Source organism: Wolbachia endosymbiont (group A) of Scambus nigricans (assembly GCF_947251485.1).
Taxonomy (GTDB): domain Bacteria; phylum Pseudomonadota; class Alphaproteobacteria; order Rickettsiales; family Anaplasmataceae; genus Wolbachia; species Wolbachia pipientis.
The window spans coordinates 830,052-855,529 of sequence record NZ_OX366356.1 but is presented as its reverse complement, the minus strand read 5'-3'; the positions used below and the strand labels follow the sequence as shown (position 1 = coordinate 855,529).

The 25,478-nt window shown below is 34.7% G+C and carries 22 protein-coding genes and 3 pseudogenes; 18 read left to right on the top strand and 7 right to left on the bottom strand.

The features are described from left to right. Nucleotides 1-4 precede the first annotated feature (4 nt). The 15 genes and pseudogenes from rpsE to OPR46_RS04780 form a co-directional block, all read left to right on the top strand. Nucleotides 5-517 carry a 30S ribosomal protein S5 gene (gene rpsE, locus OPR46_RS04850; RefSeq protein ID WP_010962748.1) on the top strand — a complete coding sequence of 171 codons (513 nt, stop codon included), beginning with the start codon at nt 5-7 and terminating at the stop codon, nt 515-517. A gap of 3 nt (nt 518-520) precedes the next feature. Beyond that, a complete protein-coding gene (rplO, locus tag OPR46_RS04845) occupies nt 521-991 on the top strand; it encodes a 50S ribosomal protein L15 (RefSeq protein WP_006279863.1) in 471 nt (156 codons plus the stop codon). Between the two features lie 3 nt (nt 992-994). After that, nucleotides 995-2,323, top strand: a complete 1,329-nt coding sequence (secY, locus tag OPR46_RS04840; protein ID WP_265043058.1) for a preprotein translocase subunit SecY — start codon at nt 995-997, stop codon at nt 2,321-2,323. Beyond that, a complete protein-coding gene (locus tag OPR46_RS04835; protein ID WP_265043056.1) occupies nt 2,320-2,961 on the top strand; it encodes an adenylate kinase family protein in 642 nt (213 codons plus the stop codon). Before secY ends, OPR46_RS04835 begins: the two co-directional genes overlap by 4 nt. Nucleotides 2,962-3,020: 59 nt before the next feature. Further along, a complete protein-coding gene (rpsM, locus tag OPR46_RS04830; protein WP_265043054.1) occupies nt 3,021-3,389 on the top strand; it encodes a 30S ribosomal protein S13 in 369 nt (122 codons plus the stop codon). A gap of 24 nt (nt 3,390-3,413) precedes the next feature. Further along, nucleotides 3,414-3,800, top strand: coding sequence for a 30S ribosomal protein S11 (gene rpsK, locus OPR46_RS04825; RefSeq protein WP_265043051.1), 387 nt, complete (start codon nt 3,414-3,416; stop codon nt 3,798-3,800). Between the two features lie 21 nt (nt 3,801-3,821). Continuing rightward, nucleotides 3,822-4,889, top strand: a complete 1,068-nt coding sequence (locus tag OPR46_RS04820; protein WP_265043049.1) for a DNA-directed RNA polymerase subunit alpha — start codon at nt 3,822-3,824, stop codon at nt 4,887-4,889. A 7-nt stretch (nt 4,890-4,896) separates the two neighbouring features. Continuing rightward, a complete protein-coding gene (gene rplQ, locus OPR46_RS04815) occupies nt 4,897-5,325 on the top strand; it encodes a 50S ribosomal protein L17 (RefSeq protein ID WP_007550873.1) in 429 nt (142 codons plus the stop codon). 23 nt (nt 5,326-5,348) lie between these two features. After that, the gene (locus OPR46_RS04810; RefSeq protein ID WP_265043047.1) at nt 5,349-5,699 is read left to right on the top strand and encodes a YraN family protein; all 351 of its coding nucleotides are present in this window, start codon (nt 5,349-5,351) and stop codon (nt 5,697-5,699) included. A gap of 41 nt (nt 5,700-5,740) precedes the next feature. Next, nucleotides 5,741-6,301: an ATP synthase F1 subunit delta gene (gene atpH / locus OPR46_RS04805; protein WP_010962742.1), complete on the top strand. Its 561-nt coding sequence runs from the start codon at nt 5,741-5,743 to the stop codon at nt 6,299-6,301. Then, nucleotides 6,298-7,839 carry a F0F1 ATP synthase subunit alpha gene (atpA, locus tag OPR46_RS04800; RefSeq protein ID WP_012673176.1) on the top strand — a complete coding sequence of 514 codons (1,542 nt, stop codon included), beginning with the start codon at nt 6,298-6,300 and terminating at the stop codon, nt 7,837-7,839. The genes atpH and atpA overlap by 4 nt, the downstream gene beginning before the upstream one ends. 9 nt (nt 7,840-7,848) lie before the next feature. Continuing rightward, a complete protein-coding gene (gene greA / locus OPR46_RS04795) occupies nt 7,849-8,343 on the top strand; it encodes a transcription elongation factor GreA (RefSeq protein ID WP_007549342.1) in 495 nt (164 codons plus the stop codon). Between the two features lie 6 nt (nt 8,344-8,349). Next, nucleotides 8,350-9,003: a 3,4-dihydroxy-2-butanone-4-phosphate synthase gene (gene ribB, locus OPR46_RS04790; RefSeq protein WP_265043045.1), complete on the top strand. Its 654-nt coding sequence runs from the start codon at nt 8,350-8,352 to the stop codon at nt 9,001-9,003. Nucleotides 9,004-9,074: 71 nt separating this feature from the next. Further along, nucleotides 9,075-9,536, top strand: a pseudogene (locus tag OPR46_RS04785) (M48 family metalloprotease); the annotation flags it as partial. Between the two features lie 104 nt (nt 9,537-9,640). Continuing rightward, nucleotides 9,641-10,459, top strand: a pseudogene (locus tag OPR46_RS04780) (tetratricopeptide repeat protein); the annotation flags it as partial. A 27-nt stretch (nt 10,460-10,486) separates the two neighbouring features. On the opposite strand, the gene OPR46_RS04775 reads toward OPR46_RS04780, so the two are convergent. Next, nucleotides 10,487-10,816: a TrbC/VirB2 family protein gene (locus tag OPR46_RS04775; protein WP_155968336.1), complete on the bottom strand. Its 330-nt coding sequence runs from the start codon at nt 10,814-10,816 to the stop codon at nt 10,487-10,489. An 88-nt stretch (nt 10,817-10,904) separates the two neighbouring features. Next, nucleotides 10,905-11,639, bottom strand: a complete 735-nt coding sequence (gene fabG, locus OPR46_RS04770) for a 3-oxoacyl-[acyl-carrier-protein] reductase (protein ID WP_265043043.1) — start codon at nt 11,637-11,639, stop codon at nt 10,905-10,907. A gap of 266 nt (nt 11,640-11,905) precedes the next feature. Here fabG and OPR46_RS04765 point away from each other — a divergent pair, with 266 nt between their 5' ends. Next, nucleotides 11,906-13,426, top strand: coding sequence for an HlyD family type I secretion periplasmic adaptor subunit (locus tag OPR46_RS04765; RefSeq protein WP_265043041.1), 1,521 nt, complete (start codon nt 11,906-11,908; stop codon nt 13,424-13,426). A 142-nt stretch (nt 13,427-13,568) separates the two neighbouring features. Beyond that, nucleotides 13,569-13,868 (top strand): annotated as a pseudogene (locus OPR46_RS04760) (transposase); the annotation flags it as partial. On the opposite strand, the gene OPR46_RS04755 reads toward OPR46_RS04760, so the two are convergent. The 5 genes from OPR46_RS04755 to OPR46_RS04735 form a co-directional block, all read right to left on the bottom strand. Further along, nucleotides 13,855-14,766 carry an Rpn family recombination-promoting nuclease/putative transposase gene (locus OPR46_RS04755; protein ID WP_265043035.1) on the bottom strand — a complete coding sequence of 304 codons (912 nt, stop codon included), beginning with the start codon at nt 14,764-14,766 and terminating at the stop codon, nt 13,855-13,857. The pseudogene OPR46_RS04760 and the gene OPR46_RS04755 sit on opposite strands and share 14 nt — an antisense overlap. Nucleotides 14,767-15,055: 289 nt before the next feature. Next, on the bottom strand, nt 15,056-16,402 hold the full coding sequence (locus OPR46_RS04750) for an IS110 family RNA-guided transposase (RefSeq protein ID WP_265043032.1): 1,347 nt from the start codon (nt 16,400-16,402) through the stop codon (nt 15,056-15,058). A 792-nt stretch (nt 16,403-17,194) separates the two neighbouring features. Continuing rightward, nucleotides 17,195-18,523, bottom strand: coding sequence for an IS4-like element ISWosp9 family transposase (locus tag OPR46_RS04745; protein ID WP_265043029.1), 1,329 nt, complete (start codon nt 18,521-18,523; stop codon nt 17,195-17,197). A gap of 125 nt (nt 18,524-18,648) precedes the next feature. Further along, nucleotides 18,649-21,171 carry an ankyrin repeat domain-containing protein gene (locus OPR46_RS04740; RefSeq protein ID WP_265043027.1) on the bottom strand — a complete coding sequence of 841 codons (2,523 nt, stop codon included), beginning with the start codon at nt 21,169-21,171 and terminating at the stop codon, nt 18,649-18,651. Further along, nucleotides 21,153-22,880, bottom strand: a complete 1,728-nt coding sequence (locus OPR46_RS04735; RefSeq protein ID WP_265043025.1) for an ankyrin repeat domain-containing protein — start codon at nt 22,878-22,880, stop codon at nt 21,153-21,155. The genes OPR46_RS04740 and OPR46_RS04735 overlap by 19 nt, the downstream gene beginning before the upstream one ends. A gap of 616 nt (nt 22,881-23,496) precedes the next feature. Between OPR46_RS04735 and OPR46_RS04730 the strand changes: the two genes are divergently transcribed. Continuing rightward, the gene (locus tag OPR46_RS04730) at nt 23,497-25,467 is read left to right on the top strand and encodes a hypothetical protein (protein WP_265043022.1); all 1,971 of its coding nucleotides are present in this window, start codon (nt 23,497-23,499) and stop codon (nt 25,465-25,467) included. Nucleotides 25,468-25,478 lie beyond the last annotated feature (11 nt).

Below are 25,478 nucleotides of genomic sequence, written 5' to 3'. Positions count from 1 at the left end.
GAATATGGCTATAAAGAATTTACAAAATAATAATGATTTATCAGAGCTTTTAGTTTCGGTACGAAGAGTGACAACGGTTACCAAAGGTGGTAGAAGATTTTCATTTTCAATTTTGGTTGTTGTTGGCGATGAGAAGGGTAGGGTAGGGTGTGGAATAGGTAAGCACGCAGAAGTTGCTGAAGCAAGAGTCAAAGCTGTAAATGCTGCAAAGAAATCAATGATTAGAGTGTACTTGCGTGAAGGTAGAACTTTGCATCATGATATTAAAGCTAAATTTTGTTCTGGTGAGATAGTTTTAAGAACCGCAAGAGCCGGAACAGGTATTATTGCTGGTGGAGCGATTAGATCAGTTTTTGAGGTGTTAGGTATAAAGGATGTGGTAGCTAAATCCACTAGATCAAATAATCCTCATAACGTTATATGTGCGGTGTTTAAGGCTTTTGATAGTATGTTATCTCCTCGTCAGGTAGCAAGCAAAAGAGGCAAAAAGATTAGCGAGATAGTTGGAAACAGGTAAAGTATGAATAATGCTGTAAAATTAAACTCTATATTTACTAAATTATCTAAGAAAAAGAAGCCTAAGTTGCTGGGTAGAGGTATCGGTTGTGGTAAAGGTAAAACATCCGGTAGAGGGCATAAAGGGCAGAAGGCTAGAAGTGGAGTTTCTATAAATGGTTTTGAGGGTGGACAACAGTCTATATATACTCGTTTGCCTAAAAGAGGTTTTAAGCCTATACGTAGGAGCATATACTCTATAATTAATGTTGGCGATATACAGCGCTTAATGGAAGCTAAAAAAATAGTGAAAGACTCTGTTATAGATAAGGAGAGGCTGTATAAATTAGGTTTTATAAAGTCTATTAAGGATAAAATTAAACTTCTTAATAAAGGTAAGTTGAGCGAAAAATTTGTGTTTCATGTTGATTTTGCGTCAGAAGCTGCAAAAAAATCTGTAGCTTCAGTTGGTGGTAGTGTGGAAATACTATCGTAAGTCATGGGCAATAAATCAGCATTTAATAGCTTGGATCCTACGTTGTTATATAAAGGCGATTTATTAAAGCGTATATTTTTTACGCTAATAGCTTTAATTTGCTATCGCTTGGGTACTTATGTGCCTATTCCTGGAATTAATCTTGATGTAATTAATGATATATTTCCCAAAGATGGCTCAGGTGTTTTTGGAGTATTTAATTTATTTTCTGGTGGTGCATTGGCTAGAATGACAATTCTAGCATTGAACGTTATGCCATATATAATGGCTTCTATCATTATTCAGTTACTTTCTTCTGCGATTAAAGGAATGAAGGAAGTTAAGAATGATGGAGAGTCAGGCCGTAGAAAGATGAATTCTTATATACGCTATCTGACCATAGTAATTTGTGTATTTCAATCAATTCCAATTTTGGTTGGATTGGAAGGGATGAATAGGGAAGGGGTATTGGTTGTAATCGAACCTGGTGTTATGTTTCGTACAATAGGTGTTTTCAGCCTTTTAGGTGGAAATATGCTTTTAATATGGCTTGGTGAACGAATCAGCGCTAGCGGTATAGGCAATGGTATCTCATTAATCATTTTCACGGGTATAATATCAGAGTTACACAGCGCTTTGTCATCTTTGTTAACGTTAAATAAAAACGGTAGCGTATCGTTATTTATTATCCTTTTTGTTTTGGTATTGTTTTTTTTGCTGCTACCCTTAGTCATTTTTGTAGAGTCTTCTTATAGAAAGGTTATTGTTCAACATCCTAAAAAGCAATTTAAAAGATTACATAATGACGATTTTACTTATATTCCATTGAAGATTAATTTATCTGGTGTAGTACCAACCATTTTTGCTAATGCAATTTTATTGACACCTATTTCAATTGCAAATTTCTATAAGGGGCACGCTTTTTCTGATTTTATTTTGAATTACTTTATGGCAAATAAAGTAGTATATATTGTAGCCTATTTGGTGCTGATAGTATTTTTTAATTTTTTCTATACCAATTTTATATTTAATCCAGAGGAAAACGCAGATTTTCTTAAAAAAAATGGTGGTTTTATACCTGGTAGAAGGCCTGGGAAACATACTTCTGATTACCTTCAAGATATAGTTTTTAAGTTGACATTCATTGGCTCTGCGTATTTGGTAGTCATATGTACTGTACCTGAAGTTATGAGATATTATTATGATATACCATTTATTTTTGGTGGGACGAGCTTACTGATTATAGTGAACGTTATTACTGATACTATTATGCAAATACAATCTTATATTTTTTCAAATAGGTACGACAACTGGATAAAGAAATATGAGTCTAAAACGAGGAAAGTAAGATGATCATTACGATTTTTGGTCCTCCAGGTTCTGGTAAAGGTACTCAGTCAAGCTTGTTAATAGCAAAATATAATTTAAAATTAATTTCAGTAGGGGATTTATTAAGGAATATTATATCTAGCAGTAGTGAGTTAGGTAAAAAAATAAAGGGTACCGTGGAATCTGGTAATTTAATTCAAGATGAAATTATATGTGGATTATTACGTGACCAGCTTGCATTAGTGGATGATAATTGCTTATTAGATGGTTTTCCGAGAAATTTAAACCAGGCTCATTTTTTGACTCAAGTTTTGCAAGAAAAATATAATAGGGATGTTGACATTGTAGTTGAGCTGCAGCTTGACGATAATATTGCAATCGATAGGTTAAAAAATCGTCTCGTGTGTTTGGACTGTAAAAGCATATATAGTGTATCTTCTTTTAAGAGTACTACTTGTGCTAAATGTAAAAGTACGAGGTTAGAGAAAAGAATTGATGATGCTGATATGTCTGCAATTAATAAGAGAATAAGTGAATATCACCTTCAAATGAAAGGTTTACGCGAGTATTATAAAGGCAAATTATTAACAATTGACGCTAATTTGAGTGTTGATGAGGTAACGCAAGAGATTGAAAGTAAAATTTCTTGTAATTTGGTTTGACTCTGAGTTGTTTTATGGTATAAATTAGGAGTTGTTATTAATAAAGTATCGAGGTACCAGTGGCACGTATTGCAGGCGTAAATATTCCAGTGAGGAAATGTGTTCCTTTTGCATTAACTTATATATATGGTATAGGTATTGCTACTGCGAATGTAATTTGTCGCGCTTGCGAAGTTGATAAGCGCAAACGTGTTTCAGAATTACGAGATGAAGATATAGAAAAGATCAGCGGTTTCATTAGACAAAATTATGTTATAGAAGGTGAGCTCAGAAAAGAAGTGGCTATGAACATAAAATCTTTAGTGGAAATGGGATGCTATAGAGGGGTGAGACATAGAAAAGGTTTACCTGTGAGAGGGCAAAGGACTCATACTAATGCTAAGACTCGTAAAGGTAGATCTCGGTTGCCTATTGCTGGGAAAAAATAAAATTTATTATTATTGTGAGTTTTAATGAAAAAAGTCAAAACGGTTAGTAAGAGTAAGGAGGAGTTTATTACTGGTGTTGTCCATATTCGTGCAACTTTTAATAATACTTTTGTAAATGTAACTGATGTTCATGGTAATACGCTATGTCAAACTTCTGTGGGTGCATGTGGTTTTTCAGGTTCGAGAAAATCCACACCTTATGCTGCAGGTAAGGCTGCGGAGTCTGCTGCGAAGAACGCAATGGAGAGATTTGGTATGAAGGTTGTCTCTGTAATAATTCGCGGTCCTGGCTTTGGTACCGAAGCTGCGGTTAAAGCACTTCAGAGCTGTGGGTTGACTGTGACTTCAATTGCAGATAAAACCGCAATTCCTCATAATGGGTGCAGGTTAAGAAAAAAAAGAAGAGTATAGGATATTTGAAAAGGTTGTTTTATGTATTATAATAATGATGTTTCTCTCTGTAGCAATTTAGATAAATTGATTAAACCTAGTTCAGTTAAGGTAGTATCAGATGATTCAAGTGAAAAAAGTGATATAGTGCTAGAACCGTTGGAAAGTGGTTTTGCTTTAACATTAGGTAATGCATTAAGACGTGTAATGTTATCTTCTCTTAAAGGTAGTGCTGTTTATGGAATAAAAATTGAAGGTGTAACTCATGAGTTCACTTCAATTCAAGGGGTGAGAGAAGACGTAACTGATATAGTATTAAATATGGGTATGTTGAGGTGTAAATTAAATGGTGCTTCTAATAAATGCTTAAATTTAAGCGCTAAAGGGCCTTGCCAGGTATTAGCTGGGATGATAGAAACTGATGATCAATGCTCTATTGTTAATAAAGATTTGTTAATATGTACGCTGGGGCAAAATGTGGAGCTTAACATGACCATATATGTGGCTAGCGGAAAAGGTTATCTTCCTGTAACTAAATATAAAGAAAATGAACTTTTGAAGCTTATGAGTGAACAGGATTTAATTGGTTTTATTCCAGTTAATGCTTTGTATAGCCCTGTCAACAGGGTTTCGTACAGGGTAGAGAACAGTCGTGTTGGCCAAGTGACTGATAAGGATAAGCTGATATTGTCAATTGAAACTGATGGTACAATTTCTCCGAGTCAAGCTGTTGACTCTGCTGCAAGAATATTACAGGAGCAACTTCAGCCCTTTATTAGTTCTGATGTAAGTTATAAAAAATCGCAGGTTTCTTCGTCTAGTGGTGCTAAAGATTTGGGTTATGACCCTGTCTTATTGCGTAAGGTAGATGAAATGGAATTATCTGTCAGGTCTCATAACTGTCTGAAAAACGAAAACATCACTTATATAGGTGATCTTGTGCAAAAGACAGAAGGTGAAATGTTAAGAACTGCTAATTTTGGCAGAAAGTCTTTGAATGAGATTAAGGCAGTTTTGACTAATTTTGGCTTGTCTTTGGGTATGAATGTGCTAAACTGGCCACCTAAGGATATAGATGAGTTGGCTAAACAACATACTGATGAAGATTAGGTGATATATGAAACATGGAATAAAAAAACGTAAACTATCTCGTTGTACTGAACATAGATTATCGACGTTAAAGAATCTATCTATCTCATTAATTAACCATGAGCAGATTGTAACTACTTTACCAAAAGCTAAGGAACTTCGTCCATATGTCGAAAAGTTTATTACAATTGCTAAGAATAAGAATACTTTACATGGTAGAAGACTTTTGCTTTCACGCCTTCATAATAGTAAGTTAGCAGTTGATAAGTTATTAAACGTCTTAGCCAGCCGTTATCAAGATCGTAAAGGTGGGTATTCTAGAATAATAAAATTTAGCACTCGAAAGGGTGATTGCGCTTCAATGGCAGTGATAGAACTGGTTGATAGGGATATTGCAGCAAGAGGTAAGGTTTATAGTAAAAATAAAGAAGGAGGCAAAGTAGTTACACAAAGTTAATTGTTATCATAATTGTTCTTCTTGTGGTAAGTAGGTTACGCTACTTTGTAGGTTACTTTGGCGAGTTATTAGTTTTAGTATATTTAAAACTGAAATGGTATAATGTTATAAAACGCCGTCACCGTTGTAAGTTCGGTGAAATTGACTTAATTGTATCTAAAAAAAAGGAGCTGATTTTTATAGAAGTTAAAACAAGTTTACTTGGAAAAGAAATACCGATATCTCATCTTCAATGTCAGTCTATTATAAATTCTTCTAAGTATTTCTTAAGTAAAAACCTTAGTTTTTTAGATTATTCAGTCAGATATGATTTATATTTTCTTTCCTTAAAGAGAAGACCTGTTTATATAAAAAATGCTTGGATTGAAGAATGAAAGATTTGTAGCTGAATTAATTTAGATTTACTGGATTTAATATGAAAAAGACCCAATACAATAATTTAGTTTCATCTTACGCTAGAGTGCTATTTCATGTCTCAGGAAGCAGGTTAGGCATTATAAGGAAAGAAGTAGAATTTTTGTTGGCTTTTTTTAAGGATCAACGTGATGTTTTTGTGTACCTATCTCATCCTATGATTTCTTTTGCACACAAAAAAGAAGTGATGCTTTCTATAAATGAGCACTTGAGTGAGAATTTAGTAAAATTTATTATGGTTATATTTGCAAATAAACGCTCTAGTTTATTGATCCTTATATTAGAAAAATTCTTAAGTCTTGCAAGAGAAAATGAAAATGAATTCGAAATTACTATAAAGTCAGCAGAAACTTTAAAGGAATCTGATATAAAAATAATTACTGAATCTTTGAGCTTTCTTGGTAAAATAATAAAAGTAAGCAATGTGGTTGACCCTTCTATACTAGGTGGCTTCGTAGTTAGGTATGGTTTTAATTTGATCGATGCTTCGCTAAAAAGTTACTTGGATAGGTTAGTTGACTTAAGTAAAATGGAAATATTAAAAGTAAGGAATTTTGTATGAAGAACAGTATGAATGTTTCTGAGATAGCAAGTATAATAAGAGAAAAGGTTGAGACGTTTGATAATCCTATAAAGCGGGAAAATATAGGTGAAGTAATTTCAGTAACAGATGGTATCGCATTGGTTTATGGGCTGGAAAAAGCAAAATTCGGTGAAAAGGTATTTTTTGCAAGTGGTGTAGAAGGAATAGTTCTCGATTTAGATCATGATACGGCTGGAATAGTTGTGCTTGGTAATGACCGTGATGTGAAAGAAGGGGACGTTGTAAAATGTAGTGGTGATGTTGTGCAGGTGCCTGTAGGGCATGAATTGTTAGGGAGAGTTGTAAATGCGTTGGGCCATCCTATGGACGACGGTGGGGAAATTAGAGCCAAAAACAGAATGGATATAGAATCTAAAGCGCCAGGCATTATTGATCGTAAGTCTGTGCATGAGCCGCTGCAAACAGGAATTAAAATTATAGATTTGCTAATTCCAATAGGTAGAGGGCAGCGTGAATTAATTATTGGTGATAGACAAATTGGTAAAACTACTATTGCGCTTGATACTATTATCAATCAGAAGAAGATTAACGATGAGGTAAACGAAAATCAAAAGGTTTACTGTGTTTATGTTGCTATTGGGCAAAAAATTTCAACAGTAGCAAAAGTGGTAAATAAGCTGAAAGAAAGCGGAGCATTAGAGTATACAACTGTAGTTGTGGCTAGTGCATCTGACTGCGCGCCTATGCAATTTTTAGCACCTTATGCTGGTTGCACTATTGGGGAATTTTTCCGTGACAATGGAATGCATTGTTTGATTATATATGATGATTTATCTAAGCATGCTGTGGCATATAGGCAGATGTCTTTATTGCTCAGACGTCCTCCTGGTCGTGAAGCTTACCCTGGAGATATATTCTATGTACATTCTCGCTTGCTTGAAAGAGCTGCTAAAATGTCTGATAAAAAAGGGCAGGGTTCTTTAACTGCTTTGCCAATTGTCGAAACTCAAGCTGGTGATGTATCTGCATATGTGCCAACAAATGTTATTTCAATTACCGATGGGCAGATCTTTCTTGAGTCTGAATTATTTTATAAAGGATTTCGACCTGCAGTAAATATAGGTTTGTCAGTTTCACGGGTTGGTTCTGCTGCACAACTAAAGTCTGTGAAGAAAGTTGCTGGTTCTATAAAGCTAAGCTTAGCTCAGTATAGAGAATTAGAAGATTTTGCAAAATTTGGTTCTGATCTTGATGCTAGTGTTCAATTATCCTTGAATAAGGGTAAATATCTTGTCGAGTTATTAAAGCAAAAACAACATTTACCTATGTCAATAGAAGAGCAAGTAGTGCTGATGTATATTTTTTCTAACCTATATAATCAGTTAAGTAAAATACAAATAAGTTACATTAATAAATTTGAACATGATCTTATTAATTATTTTCATACTGTACACCCTGGGGTTTTAAAAAAGTTGTCAAATGACATGAGTGATGATATAAAAGGTGATATTTTTAACATTGTGAGTAATTTCGTTACTCAATTTAATTGCGTTTAGGTGGTGATTATGGCTTCATCCATTATTAATAAATTTCCTATGACGAGGGAAGGTTTTGAGAATATGCAAGCCGAACTTGAAAAATTAAAGGAAGAAAAACCTTCTGTGATACAGGCTATTTCTGATGCTCGTGATCAAGGTGATTTGTCTGAAAACGCAGAGTATCATGCAGCACGGGAAAGGTTAGGTTTTATTGAAGGCCGTATAATGGAGATAGAAAGTAAGCTCTCACATGCGGAAGTAATAGAAGTAAAAAATTTGTCTGGTGATTCAGTAATGTTTGGTGCAACTGTGACATTAAGCATGTTAAGTGATAATAACGGTGAAGTGGAATATGTTTATAAGGTTGTAGGCGAATATGAAGCTGATGTTTCAAAGCAGTTAATATCTACTAGTTCACCACTTGGGAGTGCCTTAATCGGCAAAAAAGTCGGTGAATATGTGGAAGTGACAGTGCCAAATGGAGAGAAATTGTATAAAATAGTTAAGATTGAATTTAAGTAAATTATTATGGTACAGGCAACTTATGCTTCAATGAGTCTACCAGGTATTTCTTCTGTGGAAGATGTATTAGAGGATGCTCGTTCCGGTAAATTATTCATTTTAGTTGATGATGAAAGTAGAGAGAATGAAGGTGATTTGGTTGTCTTAGCTGAAAAAGTAAAACCAGAACATATGGCTTTTATGGTTAGATACGGTACTGGTATTGTATTTTTAGCTATGACAAAGCTTCATATGAGTAAACTAAATCTTGAGTTTATGAGGAAGAGCAATGTAGATGAAAAGCTTACTCCTCATACTGCATTTACTACGTCAATTGATGCGCGTTATGGCATTACAACAGGTGTTTCTGCTCATGATAGAACGCATACGATACTTACTGCCATTGATGAAAAGAGTACTAAGGACGATATTATTACTCCAGGGCATGTTTTCCCTATTATTGCAAATAAAGGCGGGGTTTTAGCACGCAATGGTCACACTGAAGCAAGTGTTGAAATAGCAAAGTTGGTTGGTCTTAATCATGCAGCTGTAGGGTGTGAATTAGTGAATGATGATGGCTCTATGATGCGCTTACCTCAGTTGCTTAAATTTGCTGAACAACATAAAATTAAGTTAACTACCATCGACAAACTTATCAGTTACGTTAAAAAATTAAACTAGCGTTTATAAATTTGTATAATTTAAGTGTTAAAATATAGAATTCCTATAAATTATACAAGCACAGAATTTTCATGTTTAGAATTGCTAAGTTTTTGACCTTATTGTTCTTTTTTGCATATTATAATAATGCCTACTCTATTAACATTATTAGAGATAGTGAAGTGGAAGCAATAGTGAAAGAGCTAGCGCAACCTTTATTTTCTGCTGCGGATGTTGATCATGAGCAAATAAAAGTTTTTATAATTAATGACAATTCGATTAATGCTTTTGTAATTAACAATAATAGTATCTTCATTCATTTAGGGCTTTTACGATATTCGGCTAAACCTTATGTCTTGCTTGGTATATTAGCACACGAGATTGCTCACATATCTGCTGGTCATATATTGCAGATGAGTAGTGCTATGGGTTATTTTCAATCGATAGCAATGATTAGTTATATGGTAGGATTAGTTTCTAGTATTATCATTAACCCTCAGGTTGCTGGTGCAATTTTGCTTAGTGGTGTAGCATTCAGTTCAAGGCTATTTTTTATAGCTCTTTTTACAATAATCCGAACAGACCGTAATATGCTACTGGCCTGCTATAGCCATAAACACATATCTTATCGCATTCGGACTATTATAAGAAAGGCTATAACTATTCTCAAGAGCAAGAAAGTGTAGCAGATAGCTATGCTTTAAGGTACCTTGATGAATCTAGCTATGATAATTCAGGTATGAAAGAGATTTTTGATTATTTTAAAAGTATTGAGCATGAGAACACCGAGGAATATTTCCGCACTCACCCACTTAGTGAGAAACGCATATTTGCTGTACAAAATTATAAGGTCAAAAACAACGTAAAACCAATTTTTGCTGATAAGTTACTAAAGTTTGAGCGTGTGGTTGCAAAGCTAGACTCTTTCTTTGCTCCTATTCATGTGTTATCTAATAAATATGAAAATAATTCTGAGTATGTAAATGCTATAGTTTGCTATAGGCAAGGAAAGATAGAAGAGGCTATTGCTAAAATGAATTCATTGATTCAAGAGTCACGCAATGACCCATACCTATATGAATTAAAAGCAGAAATGCTATACAAAGCTGGAAACTTAAGTGAAGCAATAAAAATGTATGAAGAATCGCTTAGGTATTTATCTGAGAAAAACAGTTATTTAGTGAAACTTGCATTATCTCATACTTTATTATTACACGGTGATGCAAAAAAGGCGATTTTTTACCTGGAGCAGATTTTGAATGTAGAACCAAATAACGCTTTTGTCTGGAAATATTTAAGCATTGCATATAAATGTGACGCTGATACGGCAATGCATTATTTTGCTTTGACAAAAAAGGCTTGTATTGAAGGTAATTCAAAGCAATTTATGAAATACGCTGAGTTAGCTGTTAAAACTCTACCAAAGAATAGCCCTTACTTGTTGCAAATTGAAGATATGAAGCAATTTAATGGGTAACAAAAAAGCATTTCTGCACTTTTTGGATTATTTTTGTCCACACTTTTCCAACATAGTTTTTGCTTCATCGCTTACGTTGGGCATAATTTTCGTTATGATAGTTTTAGCGCCAAAAAATACACCACAGAACATGCCAAGAGCAAAGAGGGCTGGCCACGGCATCCTGCCAAATATTGCAAGCAAAGCTGCACCAATTATTACTACCGTCATAAGTGGACCGCCTATCCCCCAAACATAACCAATAATATTGCATATTACTTTAGTTGTGTCATCCATATCAGGGTCAGCTGCATAACCTGAGAAAGAGAAAAGCAATACTACGCAAAAAACACTAAAAAATTCCATTATAGAGCTCATTTTTTTGCCTCTAAGTAATAAATTAACCTAAACCTACACATTTTTTATTTTAAAGTAAAAATTATAATTTGTCCATACATAAGTGTTGCTACATAAATAACCCACCATTAATATTGAGCACATGCCCTGTTATATATTTTGCTTCATCACTTGCTAAAAACAAGACCCCTGCTGCTATTTCTTCCCCTGTTCCCATTCTTTTCATTGGAATATTATCTAATATTTTTCCCTTTTGTCCTTCATTTAAAACTTCAGTCATTTTAGTATCTATAAACCCAGGAGCAATACAATTTACTGTTATATTACGACTTGCAACTTCTTTTGCTACGGATTTGCTCATAGCTATTATTCCAGCTTTAGACGCCGCATAATTTGCTTGCCCGGCGTTTCCTGTCAGCCCTATTATTGAGGAAATATTTATAATTCTTCCCCAATTATTCTTAATTAGTTTTCTGCATGCTTCTCTACTCAGCTTAAATGTAGAGCTCAAGTTAATATCAATTACTTTTTGCCATGCTTCATCTGTCATTCTCAATAATAAACTGTCTCGCGTAATACCCGCATTGCATACGAGCCCGTCAAAGCCTTCCATCAGCTCACTTGCTCTATTTATTAGTTGATTTACTTCCTCAGCATCTGATAAATCACAAGGGAGTACATGCATGTTTTTTTCATATTGTTTAGCAACTTCTTCGAGCACTTCTTTTTTTGTGCCAGAAATACATAAAGTTGCTCCGGCTTTGTGCATAATTTTTACAATTGCTTGCCCTATTCCGCCTGATGCTCCAGTAATCAGGAACTTTCTGCTTTCCAATTTAAGCATAATAACTTTATATTATCTTAATTCCTAACAGAATATTGACTAGTTGGCAATAGATTTCTTACATAATATAAGTAACTCAGATATTCACAAAGTAAAGAAAAAGTTATAATAAAGTTAAACGTCAAAAAATTTTAAAAACATAGTTGATGCAGGAATTGTTACTAAATAGTTTATTCTGGTGCTCTACAGTCTAAATGGAATGCTTAAATTATAGATTCTTTGTTTTTGTGTGTTATCTTGAGTTAACACAAATTCACAGTAGTATTATGATAAGTAAGTTAAAAAAGCTTAGCGCTGGATTTTCTTTGACAGGCTTGATTGGCCATGGTGATAATATAAATATGCAAGGAGCAAAAAATAAAAAGAAGAAGTACCCAAAATTTTTGGATAAGACGTTTGCATTGATTGATGCAGTGATAAATTTTATTTTAAAACGCGAAAGTAATAACGTAAATGAAGTCCTGAAAGTAACATGGGGACCACTATTTTTTGGTCTGGTAGTAATACTCATCTTTTTTGGGATAGGTGGTATTTGGTCGGCTATAGCTCCAATTGACGGTGCGGTGCATGCAAGTGGAGAAGTTATTGTATCTTCAAATAGAAAAATAGTTCAACACTTGGGCGGAGGAATAATAAGCAAAATTTTAGTAAAAGAGGGTCAAGCAGTTAAAAAAGATGAGCCTCTAGTTTTGTTGAGTGATGTTAACGAGAAGGCGAATTTAAGTATCATCAAAGAGAAGCTCTTATCATTTTTAGCAACAGAAGCAAGGCTTCTTGCAATCAGAGTAGATTTGGACACGCTCGAGTTTCCTGATGAGGTTAAAAAATTATCTCACGATGAACTTGTAAATAAAGTGATAAAGAATCAAGTAAAGTTGTTCAACTCTCAGAGAAAGAGCATGTTGGGAAAAACAGACATACTGCAACAACGTATAAAGCAGTTAAATGATGAATTAGCGGGGCTAAACTTTCAACTAAATGCAGCTCATAAGCAATATGACTTGATAACTGAGGAGTTGGAAACAAAAAGACAATTACTTGATAGTGGCCATATAAGCAAACCACACATTTTAGCTTTAGAAAAGCAGTTTGCTGAAATTGAAGGCAGAGTTGGACATTACCGTTCTGCAATATCTCAAGTGCAGCAAAAAATTGGAGAGAACGAATTAGAAATTATAAACGTGAGAAATGATTCTCAAGAAAGAGCAAACGCTGAACTTAAGGAAGTTAGTACGTCTATTGCAGACTTGAAAGAGAGACTGATGGTTGCTGAAGATTCATTAGCACGTACAATAATTAAATCGCCTCAAGATGGGATAGTCACAGATATAAGATACCATACTGAAGGTGGTGTTATACAATCTGGAGTTCCGATCATGAGCGTAGTGCCATCGGATGATGACCTAATAATAGATGCTAAAATTCAGACCAGAAACATAGAAGAGATACTGTCAGCACAAAAGAAAGATAGCAACATAGTCTCTATTGATGGGCTAGAAGGGCTAAAGGTTAAAGTTCGTTTAAGTGCTTACAGTGCACGTCGTTTAAGTTTAATTAATGGTATAGTAAGCAATATTTCTCCCGATGCCCTTGATGATCCAAGGCTAGGGCGTTATTATTCAGTACGTGTAGTGATACCAAAACCAGAGCTTGCTCAGTTTAAAAACGTATACTTATACCCTGGTATGCCAGCAGAAGTGTACATAGTTACTCAATCTCGTACTCTTTTGTCATTCTTGTTTACGCCTATAATTGCAACAGTCGATAGGTCTTTTATAGAAAGGTAGCTCACTCGTTAAAGTAGTAGTGAAAGTGCCGTAATAAAATTTAGGTACATAATTAGACAATAGGCTTCTTGACCTTACCCAGAAAAAGTGGAGAGAAAGAAAGGAGTTTTTTCGGGTAAAATAAAATTTTGGAGGATTAGAAATGGCAAGAGAATATACGGCAGAATTCAAATTGGAAGCTGTTAAGCTGACAAATGAACAAAGAAAGGTAGGTCAACCAGTTGCAAAAGTAGCAAGAGATCTAGGAATAAGGGATAGTGTATTAGGAAAATGGATGAAGAAATATAACGAAAAAAAGTCAGCGGCAAATGCATTTCCAGATGTAGCACCTTATGACAAAGAGAGATTTGATTTACAAAGCAAGAGTAACAAGAGAAAGAGACATTTTAAAAAAAGCCCTGGCCAGTCAAAAAGAGTAAAATATTTTTTCATAAAAGAGTATATTGAGGAAGGCCGGTTATTTGGGAGGTGATATCAATGGAAACACCAGCCTTAAGTAGGTTTTTTGCGACTTCAATTTTTTCTTCTTTTCTGCCTTCCTCTTTCCCTTTCTCCCTGCCCTTTTCATGCCCGATTTGGATGCCTTCTTCTCTACCTTCTTCTCTAGCATCATCAAGTTTTTGAGCGAGGATGCCTTCTTCTTTCCGCAGATCCATTATCCTTTCTTTGTACGCTATCAGATCTTTCTCATTCCAGCGAAACTTGTCTAACTCATCGTATGCTAGCTTTATTATTGGCGATTTTTCTGCAATATCTTTTAGGTCTTCATCTGTAGTATCTTCTGCATACTTGAAAAAAAAGCACCAGCGCTCTATTGTACTTTCTAGCTGCTCTACTTTGTTTTTTGCGAATTTAGGCAACTCAATAAAGACAAACTGAAAATCTTTTAAGTAATGTCCGTTGGTTTTTATATCTCGTATATTATGAGTGGAAATATACTCAACCTCCTCAGGAAATAGCGTATTATCGGAAATAGCAATAAAGAATACTGTTTTTAAATCGATGTACTCGCCACCTTTTCCAACCTGCCTTGAATAAGCTTTAGCAGCATATAGCTGAGCGCGTTTCTCAAAGCCTCTATCACGAGCGAGCCGCATCTCAATCACGTATCTGAACCCACTAGAATCCTTGCAAAGGACGTCAACAATGCTTTGTTTATCAGAGGCGACTTCAGGATCCATATAGGTGCTAAGAAACTCAACTTCTTGTATAGTATCTATCCCGGTAAATCCTAAGATATCATTGAGGAAGTGAATAAGAATGTTTTTATTTCTTTCGGTACCAAAGACCTTTTTGAAGGTTAAGTCTAATTTTGGATTGAGAAACTTAGAAAGAGCCATAGCAAGAATACCTAAAAAGCATTAATAATTATACACAATTCTGAAGAAATATTCAACTCTTTTATGCTGAGGTCTATTAAAGTGGTAAATTTAGCTGAATTTCAAGAGTTGGCAAAAAACTACCTTCATAGATGATCCTAGAATGCTACTACGCACCTTAGACGTCCTTTTGTACATCTTTTTATATCCCCATCATAAAGCGCCTAAAAACCCCGGCAAATGAATTCATGAATTTAGTAGCTATAAAAAACTTCAAAAATACCTATTTTGGGTGTGAGAGGCTAATCTTCTAAGAAACTCTTTCTGCTAGTAGCTCTTTTTTAATCAAGACATAACCAAATTCACTAGCTTTCTTGCTTAGAGTCTTCACTATTTTTTCCTTATATAACTTTTCATAGTAATCAATGCCCTTCTCTACATATTCCTGTCCATACTTTAGCATACTATAAAAAATGCACGCCAATTTCCTAGCCGTAGCGGTAATCGCTTTCGGTGCTCCTAGTCGTTTTTTTAACCTTCTGCAATATGCACCAATCCCACTGTTGCTTCTTGACACACACTGGGCAGCCATCCTAAAAGCATTTGCAGCACGAGCAATAACTTTGCGAGTTCTCGTCCCAAATACTTTTTCCCCTGTAACTTTATTAGCAGGACTTAGCCCCAACCAAGAAGTAAAGTGCTTCTCTGATGGCCATTTATCGTGGTTCAAACCAACTTCTGAGATAATTGTTTGTATAGTTAGCACATCAAGCCCAGGAACTTTAGTAAAATCAATACCGGTTACTCTATACAGTTCTTCGTGTAAAGGAAAGTCTGGTCTGTTTTTTGAAAACCTATTCTTTATTTTGCTGCATCGCTTATTCTCGTCAGATTTTGTTTCAAATGTTTTGTAATATTGTTCGATGCTTTTGTCGCATTCTGCTATTTTTTCCTGATAAATATTATACAATTCAAATTCTTGCTTTAACACAAATAAGAGTTCCTTTCTGTAGTCGCCTTTTAGCGCTTTTGCCATGGTAGATCTATCATTTCTTATCCGTACATCTCTCAATTCTGATAATGTTTCAGGATTCCTTTCACCTTCAATTATTGCTTTGATAATTTGCATACCGGTCACTCCAGTAATATCACTTATGACTTTGTGTAATTGAACGTTCATTTGAATTAACGCTTTTTGCATACGTAGAATATGTGTGGATGCACTTTCAATCAGGTTGCTACGTTGCCTAACGTAATTACGCAACACACACATTTGATCATCAGGTCTAAACGACCCATGGAGTAATCCATAGCTGTGTAATTGTTGTAACCATTGACAGTCTTGAACTTCGGATTTTCTACCAGGCACGTTCTGAATATATCGTGCATTTACCAATTTTACCTCAAATCTATATGACTCAAGTATTTGAAACAAAGGAATCCAATATACTCCTGTTGATTCCATATCTACTGTTCTAACTTTACATTTCTTTAACCACCCTGCTAAGTTATGAAGATCAACTGTAAAGCATCCAAATTTTTTGACACGTTGTTCACCTCTTCCTTCAGGTACACATACATAATGTACAGCTGAGCCGATATCAATTCCTGCTGTATCAGGATTCACTATTTCTGGTTTACTTTTTGCCTTTATCATGGTAATTATCCTACTATAACTTATAATGGAGAAGCACTTAAGCTTGGGACGGTTAGATTATACAATCTTCTAATCGAGGTAGTCATAATAGACTCCATCAGTGGTTTAACCGTTCCTCCAAAACCACGCTCCTAAACGGGCACTTAAGCACCATTGATCAGTCGGTTATAACTGCAGAAGTACTTCTTGATAAATTATATATAAAAATTGCTATGGAAGTGAAGAAATAGTTTCTTTCCGGTTTAACAAGATTTTTTTCTTGTTCGACGCTCTTAAATAAGTTCACTACTTATCGTTCTACAGCCAGAATGTCACACAAACGAAAGTTTAATTTGTGCTTACTGTAGACATGGGGTTTTATAGCCCTTTTTACAATAATCCGAACAGACCGTAATATGCTACTGGCCTGCTATAGCCATAAACACATATCTTATCGCATTCGGACTATTATAAGAAAGGCTATAAATGTGATACCCATGGATGTGAAATCCCACCCCTGAAGATTAGAATTCAAGCAGTTTAGCTTTAACCATATTGATCAGGTGTTGCAAGCCGTTACCTTACACATCTTCAGATAACTCTCGCTTTACATACATGCTCTTGTCCTCCTTCCCTTTCGGGTTAAAGTTAGTTGTTCACCTCGAGGCCATTTATTCTGAACCCCGCTTAGCTCCGCTAAGTATTTCTTAATGCGTACCACGGCGCACCCTCTCGACTCACACAGCTCCCATTATTCAGCCTTTTGTCCCAAACCTAATGTCCAGTGGGGGAGTGTTAAATAAACCATACGCGTCAAGTTAAGGAATGTAGAGAGCTTAAAGTAGATACCCTGGTCTTCCTATATCTGTCTTTCAAAGAAAACTTTGACCAGATTATAGTAAGCTTTTTTAGAAAAATTTTTAAATTATTGACAATATTGTTTAATATCAAAAAGAGCTCTCTAACCCGCCTTTTCAATTCAATAAATGCCTTTGTTAAACTGAGCTCCGTGTTCTTTTTTAGTTTTACACAGCCAATCATTTCGTGAAATACGAGAATAGCACATAATTTTGCGTATAGCTCGCACAATACTCTAAATGGATTTGTCTTTCCTTTTAGTTTATTAAGATTGATATGACTTTTATATAGTTTAAATAGTAATTCGATTTGCCATCTTACTCTATAAACCGTCAATATTTGTTCAGCATTAATTTTACTCTCTGGAACATTAGTTATAAATATTGACCAATCTAATAACTTTTGATTCTTTTGAGAAGATGTATATCCATGTGACTTTGCTAATTTATTAGCCTTTCTTCTTCTAGCCATAGACTGTTCTTCAGTTAGCTTTTGACATATAATTCTTACCTTAATTTTTACTTCCTTTCCTAATAATACTTCTTTTTCTGAAGATAATTGACCTTCTAAATACTCCAATAGCTCTATTTTTTGATTTGTTTCTATATCATATATATTGGTATCAGACTTATAACGACTAACAAAATATGCACCTGCTTCATCAATCTGTTTAAAAGAACTAGGCACAAAGTAGCCCAAGTCAAATATTAGCAAATCATTGGCTGATAAACCGTTCAGATAATCCCTATAACCTTGATCCGACCTTATTCCTTCCATAAAATTTAACTTATCTAGCGCTTGATTCAGGTAATCAAAGACTAACTGTAGCTTTATTCCTGATTTGGTATTATTCTCACAATCTCTATAGCTACTGCCATATCCTTTGTACATATCTTCCATGCTACTGGGCAGGCTAATGTAGCTGCTATCCAATAATTTAACGCTTCCAAATTGCTGTAAAATTTTGCAATCAATCTGTAGACTTTTTTTTAATAAACACAAAGCTTCGTTATACATTTTTTTCATGAACTCAACTGCTTCTTCACTAAACCTAAAATCTAAACCCTGTTTTGTAATTTCTATCGAGTCTTCATTTAGCAATTGGCACATTGTTTCTATGCTGCAATCATCAACTCCTATGTTACCAAAAACCATAGCTTTTATGAATGATGAGCCATTAAGTTTTCTCTTTCTTTTTATAAAACCTACTGCAATTGATATTTCGTCTGCTTTTTCATTAAAGAATTCATTGAGGTCTTTTGATAAGCAAGCTATTCTGTCCATTGTAAGTTCTCTCATTCATATATCCAAGAGAATTTATACCTTATTATTTTCCTCCACTCTATCGACTTTACTTACACTTTTCCTTAACTTGACGCGTATGGTTTATTTAACACTCCCCCACTTCATTATAGAAAACGGCCTACTGTTTCTTCAAGACTTGAAGCTTTTCTCATTTTTTCGCGCTTTGTCCAAGAGTCCACTTTTGTTGCATCAGATTGATTAATTGTTTCAGAACGAATCAACCCTCCAGATCTAGTAAAAAAACCTCGTTCAATAGCATCACGTACTGAACACCCACCAAGCAAACATTTTTCCCCTATTCGTTCCTCACAATTCTGTAATTTTTTCCACTTTTCTTGATCTTCTACTTCTACCTTTATTAGATTTTGCTTATCAGGGTATAATCTCACTTCCAACTCTCCCAAGCCAGTATCGAAAGTCAATACTATATTACTACCATCTGCTAGGGCTACATAATTCCTTATAGCGTTTTCCGTTATAATTTCTACCTCACTCTTACCTATCTTTATTATATTTCTTCCGTATTGTACACCTTCCTGAGTGATACCTAAACCCCTTGCTCCATTTGTAATCTTTGCAACATCTACTTTACTATCCTGTGAATATTCAAGACAGAGAGTAGAGTTGTCGATTTTTACGTCTCTTACCTTACCACTTGTTGCGCTTTGAACGATTGTTATGAAATCTAAAGCGCGATTCTCATAATCTGCATAAGCGTTTTTCATATTAGCTTTGTGGCTTTCAAACTCTTCCAGTTCGTCAATTACATATATACTGCTTATGTTGTACAAAATTGCCCCTTTTGATATCAATTGACATACTATACCACTAGCAACCTCTATATTCCTTGAACCTTCGGAACTCTTTCTTAATTCACTAATCTTTCTTATCACAAAATCTGTAAAACTATATTCCTTTTCATATACCTTTCCGTATATACTACCCTGGTTAGGAAAGTTCAGCCTTACCCCAAGTTCTATAGCTTCGTTTACAACGCGTTTTAACTCATCTATATCTTTGGATTTATTTACCCTACCCAAAAATATTTCCAACTTTTCCGACTGATCTAATATTAAATCATCCCATAGAGTTCTAAGCTTAGGCAAACGTTTTTTGTCCTTCCACTCTTCGTAATCAATCGCTCCTGCTTCTAGCAGCAACTTTTTTGCTTCTTTGAAATGAGTTTCATTACCATAACAAGCCTCCCTAATCTTTTGAAAAACTCGAGACTTTCCTTCGCAATCACGAAGATTGAGAATCTCTTTAAGACCTTCATTTCCTTTGTGCTGATTGAAAAACTTTCTTAGTCGATTAGTGTTAAAGCTATGACCGCAAATACCTTCTAAATCATTTTTTGCTTCCAATTGCTCCTGAGTTAAAAAGATCTGTTCTAAAAGATTCACTTCAAAAGGTTTTTTGTTAATAATTACAATGTCTAGAGGAGTTTTTCCTTGTCTGTCAGTTTGACCACGTGCTCCTTTTTTCAGAAGCAAAGGTATATTTAAAGTATTATAATAAGCAGCATAGTGCAAAGGTGTTTGCCCTTCACTGTTAACTATGTTAGGATCAGCACCAGATTTTAAAAGTAAAGTCATAAATGCACTAACTGCACAACCTATGTCTTTTTCCACTGCTAAATACTCCATACCTTGTATTACATGTAGTATTGTCAATTTGGATTCTCCCCTTTGAAGATTGAGAACAGCTTTTAGATCATCACCTTTGTTATCGTGTAAAAAGTCCTTAAACCTTGTAATGTCACAAAATGGAAAGTCTGTAAGAAGATTTAACAGTGCCTTATTCAAATTTTTTTGGTTATCTTTTAAATCAGGTACGTTGAAAGACCAATCAGATATTAAATTTTTGAATTTTTCCCTTTTAATAATAGAGGTCAAAGAGCTGTTATCACTAAGCAGCAACGAGTATTTAATTGACTTATACTTATCATCTACCCGCCCCTCCTTCTGTTCTACCTTTACCTCCTTTAAATACTCTGTATCATCATCTTTAATGCGTTTAGCTAGATCCTTTAAAAATTCAATATCTCTGTTTTCCAGTAAAGGTAATGCCCCCTTCTTCATGAGAATCGAGACCATTTTTGTACTTCGTCCAGCTAAGTATAATGGAGTGCGCCGTTTTTCATCTAACGCATTAACATCAGCTCCATTGTTTATAAGATACTCTACTATTTTTATTTTTTGGCTCAAGACAGCATGATGTAGAGGAGTGCTTCCGTCATTATACTTCTTATTAACACTTGCTCCATTTTTTATTAGGATCTCTACCATTCTTGTGTTCCCTTGTGAGATAGCATAATATAATGGATCACGATTGTACGCATCAATTGTGTTAACATCAGCTCCTCCTTTTATAAGGGTTTCTACCATTTGTTTGTTGTTTTTTAAAACAGCAAAACTTAATTGGCACAATGTACCTGGATCTACTTGCTTTAATCTCTCTTCTATTTTACTAACTACATTACTCTTACTGAAACCAACATCAGCGTTAGCAGAATTTAATACTTCCTGCAATTTATTCAATTCCATAACTCCACCTCGGTTAAAAATACTACACACCATTTTCACACGCATGACATAAAATGCAAGAACTAATATGACATGCAACATTCGTCCTTAGGCATTTGAGGTAAGCTTTGCCTATTCACTTCACATTCATTTAGCCTACTATTAGGCTTTAATACTGCATATGTAATGCCACCAGCAATGGCCCCAACAATCAATGCAGCAGTAGCTGATATTGATAAACTAAGATGAATATCAGTACATCCAATAGCCACACTTGTCAACATGGTCATTATCGCTACACAGAAAATGGTCTTTATTGCTCTATTAGGTATAGTTAGGTGTTTATTTTCTGTCACTTTTTGATACTGTATCACATTTTTATCATCAGCCAGACTTCCCGAGGTTTTGGGACACTCCCTTACTCGAAGACTAAGATACTTAACTATATCTTTGTAACCATTAGAATCTGCCAAATCGGAAGGAGTCTCACCTCTCAAGTTTTTTACATCAATAGTAGCCTTTTCTTCCTCTACAAGATATTTAACTATATCGTAGCAATTCATTCTAGCAGATTCATGTAATGGAGTATCGCCATTTTTTTCGCTTACTACATTAACATCAGATCCCTTTTCTAACAGAGCTTTAACTATGCCTAAACAGCCCACCTCACAAGCAATATGCAAAACAGTGCATCCTTCTTTGTTTCGTGCTTCAAAACTAGCTCCTTTTTCTAACAGAAATTGAACTACTTCCAAATGACTACATCCAGCAGCTTCATTTAAAGCAGTATCGCCTTCATAGTTTGTTGCATTAATATCAGCACCTTTGTCTAATAGAGCTTTAACGATTTTTAAGTGACCCTCTCGAGCAGCAATATGCAATACACATTTGAAACTATTCTTTCGTATGTCAGCATTATTGATTTGGCCCAATAGAGCTTTAACTATTTCTAAGTGGCCCTCTCGAGCAGCAACATGCAAAGCAGTACAGTCTTCGTTGTTTCGTGCCTCAACACTGGCTCCTTTTTCTAACAGAAATTGAACTACATCTAAGTGACACATTTCAGCGGCAATATGCAAGGGAGTGTCATTATCATCGGTTGCTTGGTTAATATTGATTTTTTCTTCACTTATAAAGTACTCAACCACTTTTAATTTACCCATTTCAGTAGCAGAATGAGGAGCAGTGCATCCTTCTTTGTTTCGTGCCTCAACACTAGCCCCTTTTTCTAATAGAACTTGAACTACTTCTAAGTGGCCTGCTTTAGCAGCAATATGTAAGGCAGTGTCACCATTATCTTTTTGCACATCAACATCAGCACCATTATCTAGTAGAACTTGAATTACGTTTAAGTGACCCATCTGAACAGCGATATGCAGCGGAGTAGCTTCTTCATTGTTTATTACCTCAACAGTAGCTCCTTTTTTTAACAGGGTTCCAACGATTACGAAGTGGCCCCTGCAAGCAGCAAGATGCAAAGGCGTGTTACCATTGTTGTCTTTTATCTCAACACTAGCTCCTTCGTTTAATAGATCTTGAACTTTCTCTAAGGAACCATGAAAAGCAAAATTAAGTAAGTCAGTATGTATATTACTTTCGTGTACACAATGCTCATCTGTTTTTAAGTGACTATCGAGCGTAGCTAAATATGAATACGTAATATTTTGATTAACTTGATAAATTGGTATGGTCTGTGTTGCATAAAAACCTTGTTCTTTTGACCGCTTTTCTATTCCATCAACCATACTGTTCTCTTCTAAATCTGCTTGAATATTTATTGTACTAGATACTTCTTCCAATTGATTACCCACGACACTACCTTAACTTAAAAACTTATGTTTTAATTATTGTACAATTATTATAATTAGCAATAGTTTTATATTTTTTTTCAGAATTACAAATTTATTGTATTCAGATATAGGAAAATACCTTTTGTCTCTAAAAAACATTGCAACCAAGTATTACAAAGATTTCAATTATTTACTTCTTCAAAGATCCCAAAAAGATCGTATCTTTGTGAGAACAAGCTACGTAAAAGTAGGGTTATGAAAATAGGAACTTGCAATCTTTGCAACAAAGTTAGGTAAGTTAGTTCGTATGTAAATGTAGTAAAAGTAGGCTAATATAGCTGCTTTTATGGTATAGTAGAATTATTATATAGAAAAGTTCACACGTGTCATTTGGTAGGTCCAATCCATCCCAAAACAAACTCTTCTCACGACCCTTGGTTTTGAATGCTGGAAATGGTTGTGTTATTTGAGTTAGTGGTAATTAATGTTAAAGAGTGAAAATTAGTTTATTTGGAAATAAAAGGAAAATTCATTGCAATTCTATATTTAAAATAGAATAAAGCTCTTTTTGCATCATGTATTAATAAAAAAATATATTTTTTTGCGTATCCTTTCGTTTTAATTAATAGGAAGTGATATGACACCTAATGTAGAGTTTAAAGATAATCACGGTACATCAATATCAAATTTGGAAAATGTTAAAATTATAACCTTGAGCGATGAGAAAGGTAATAAGTATACTTTAGATGCAAGCAATGGTAGTCTGGAATTAAAATATAAACAAGATGGTCAAGGTGAAATAAGCTATAAAGTAGGAGGTTTAGCGGCAGCTTTTAAAAGTCTACTTGATATGAAAAGTACTAACAATGATGAACATACAGTACTTGAAGAGAAGTTAGCAGAAAAGTCCATAGTGGAGGCGATATTTTATGCAAAAGATTTTGATAAGGGTGATAGAATCTCTAACTTGATACTAGAGAGTACATTTCCTAGGCGAGATGTTCTGCCTGCTTACCTAAATAAAAAGGCTGATGTTGAAAATGTATATACTAAGGAAGAAGTAGATGAAGGATTAAATAAAAAGGTTGATGTTGAAAATGTATATACTAAGGAAGAAGTAGATGAAGGATTAAATAAAAAGGCTGATGTTGAAAATGTATATACTAAGGAAGAAGTAGATGAAGGATTAAATAAAAAGGTTGATGTTGAAAATGTATATACTAAGGAAGATACAGATAGAGGATTTATTTCTCGTGACAGTGACGGAATCAATAGATTAGCAAGGGAATTATTTTATAAACATGATCCCAATGCAACTTCAATTTTAGTTAATACATTAGGGAAGCTTCTTGATGAAAAATATGAAATATATGGTGATAATAAAACAGCAAAAGATTTTTTGGCAGAAAAGGGTAATTTTGCTAAAGCTGATGGCTCTAATATAAAAATTTTAGAATTCACGAAAAAAATACTTGATGCAACAGAGGATATAGGAGATGGGAAAAAGAAATCAATTTTAGTGGAGAAATTAGGCAGATTTCTTGATCAAACTGCTGATAACGAAAATGCTTATGATGGTAAGATAGCAAAAGCTTTTTCAGGAGACAAGGGGGTGCAGGGATCAAAAGGTGCAGATGGTCCTCAAGGTCCGGCAGGTAGAGATGGAAAAAGCCCATCAATTGAGGAAGTCGCTGTACAGCTACTTACTGATGAAAATAAAGATATATTGGGAAAAACAGTACTTGATATAACTGATAGCACTGGTCAAAATCTTGCTACTCATGTTGCTAATAAAATAAATCTTAATTCGCAGGATTTTATAAATAAAGCTGATCCAATAAAACTCGCTGAGTTGCTTTTTAATAAAAGTAACTTAGATCAACTTGCAGACAAAAAGATTGCCGAAGATAAAGTTAGCTCGTATAAGATTTCTGAACTAGTATTTAACGATGCTAAGAATGCACTAGTAGAGAATTATCAGTGGGATCAAAAGAGCTTTATTGAAGATATAATAAAAAATGTCGGCACTTCTAGGTTAGCTGAGTTGTTATTTAATGCTGGCAGTATAGAGAAAGGTGAAGCAAAAAGAATTACTGAAGGGAAGGTTAGCCCTGAAAAATTAGCTGAATATTTGTTTAATGCAAGTGGCTTAGGCGACAATATAGATGAGTCGAAGACGTTAGTCAATAACGTAACTCAGCACCTTTTGAATACCAAGGTAGATGAAATAGGGAAAGCGGTTGTGAAGGATAATGAAAATAGAGAGATCTTAGCAGGTAGTCGTATTTTGCAGGAAGGAGTGGCAGAAAAATTAATTAGTAGCAACACAAATAAATTGGGACAAGCTATTCTGAATGTGAAAAACAAATTTGGTAATGACGCAAAACCTGTGCTGGAAACTCATCTTGCCAATAACAGCAGCTTTCAGGAAGCTGTGGCAGGAAATCAAGATTTAAGGACTGCAGTAACAGCTAATTTTGGGAGCAATAGAGATTTTTGCAATATTGTAACAAGAGATCTTAGTAGAGATGAAGAAAGTCTGTTAATTGATAGGCTGCCTTTTTATGAAATTCCAGATGATCCAAATGCTCCTTTTTCTTGGAATTAGTAATGTATAGC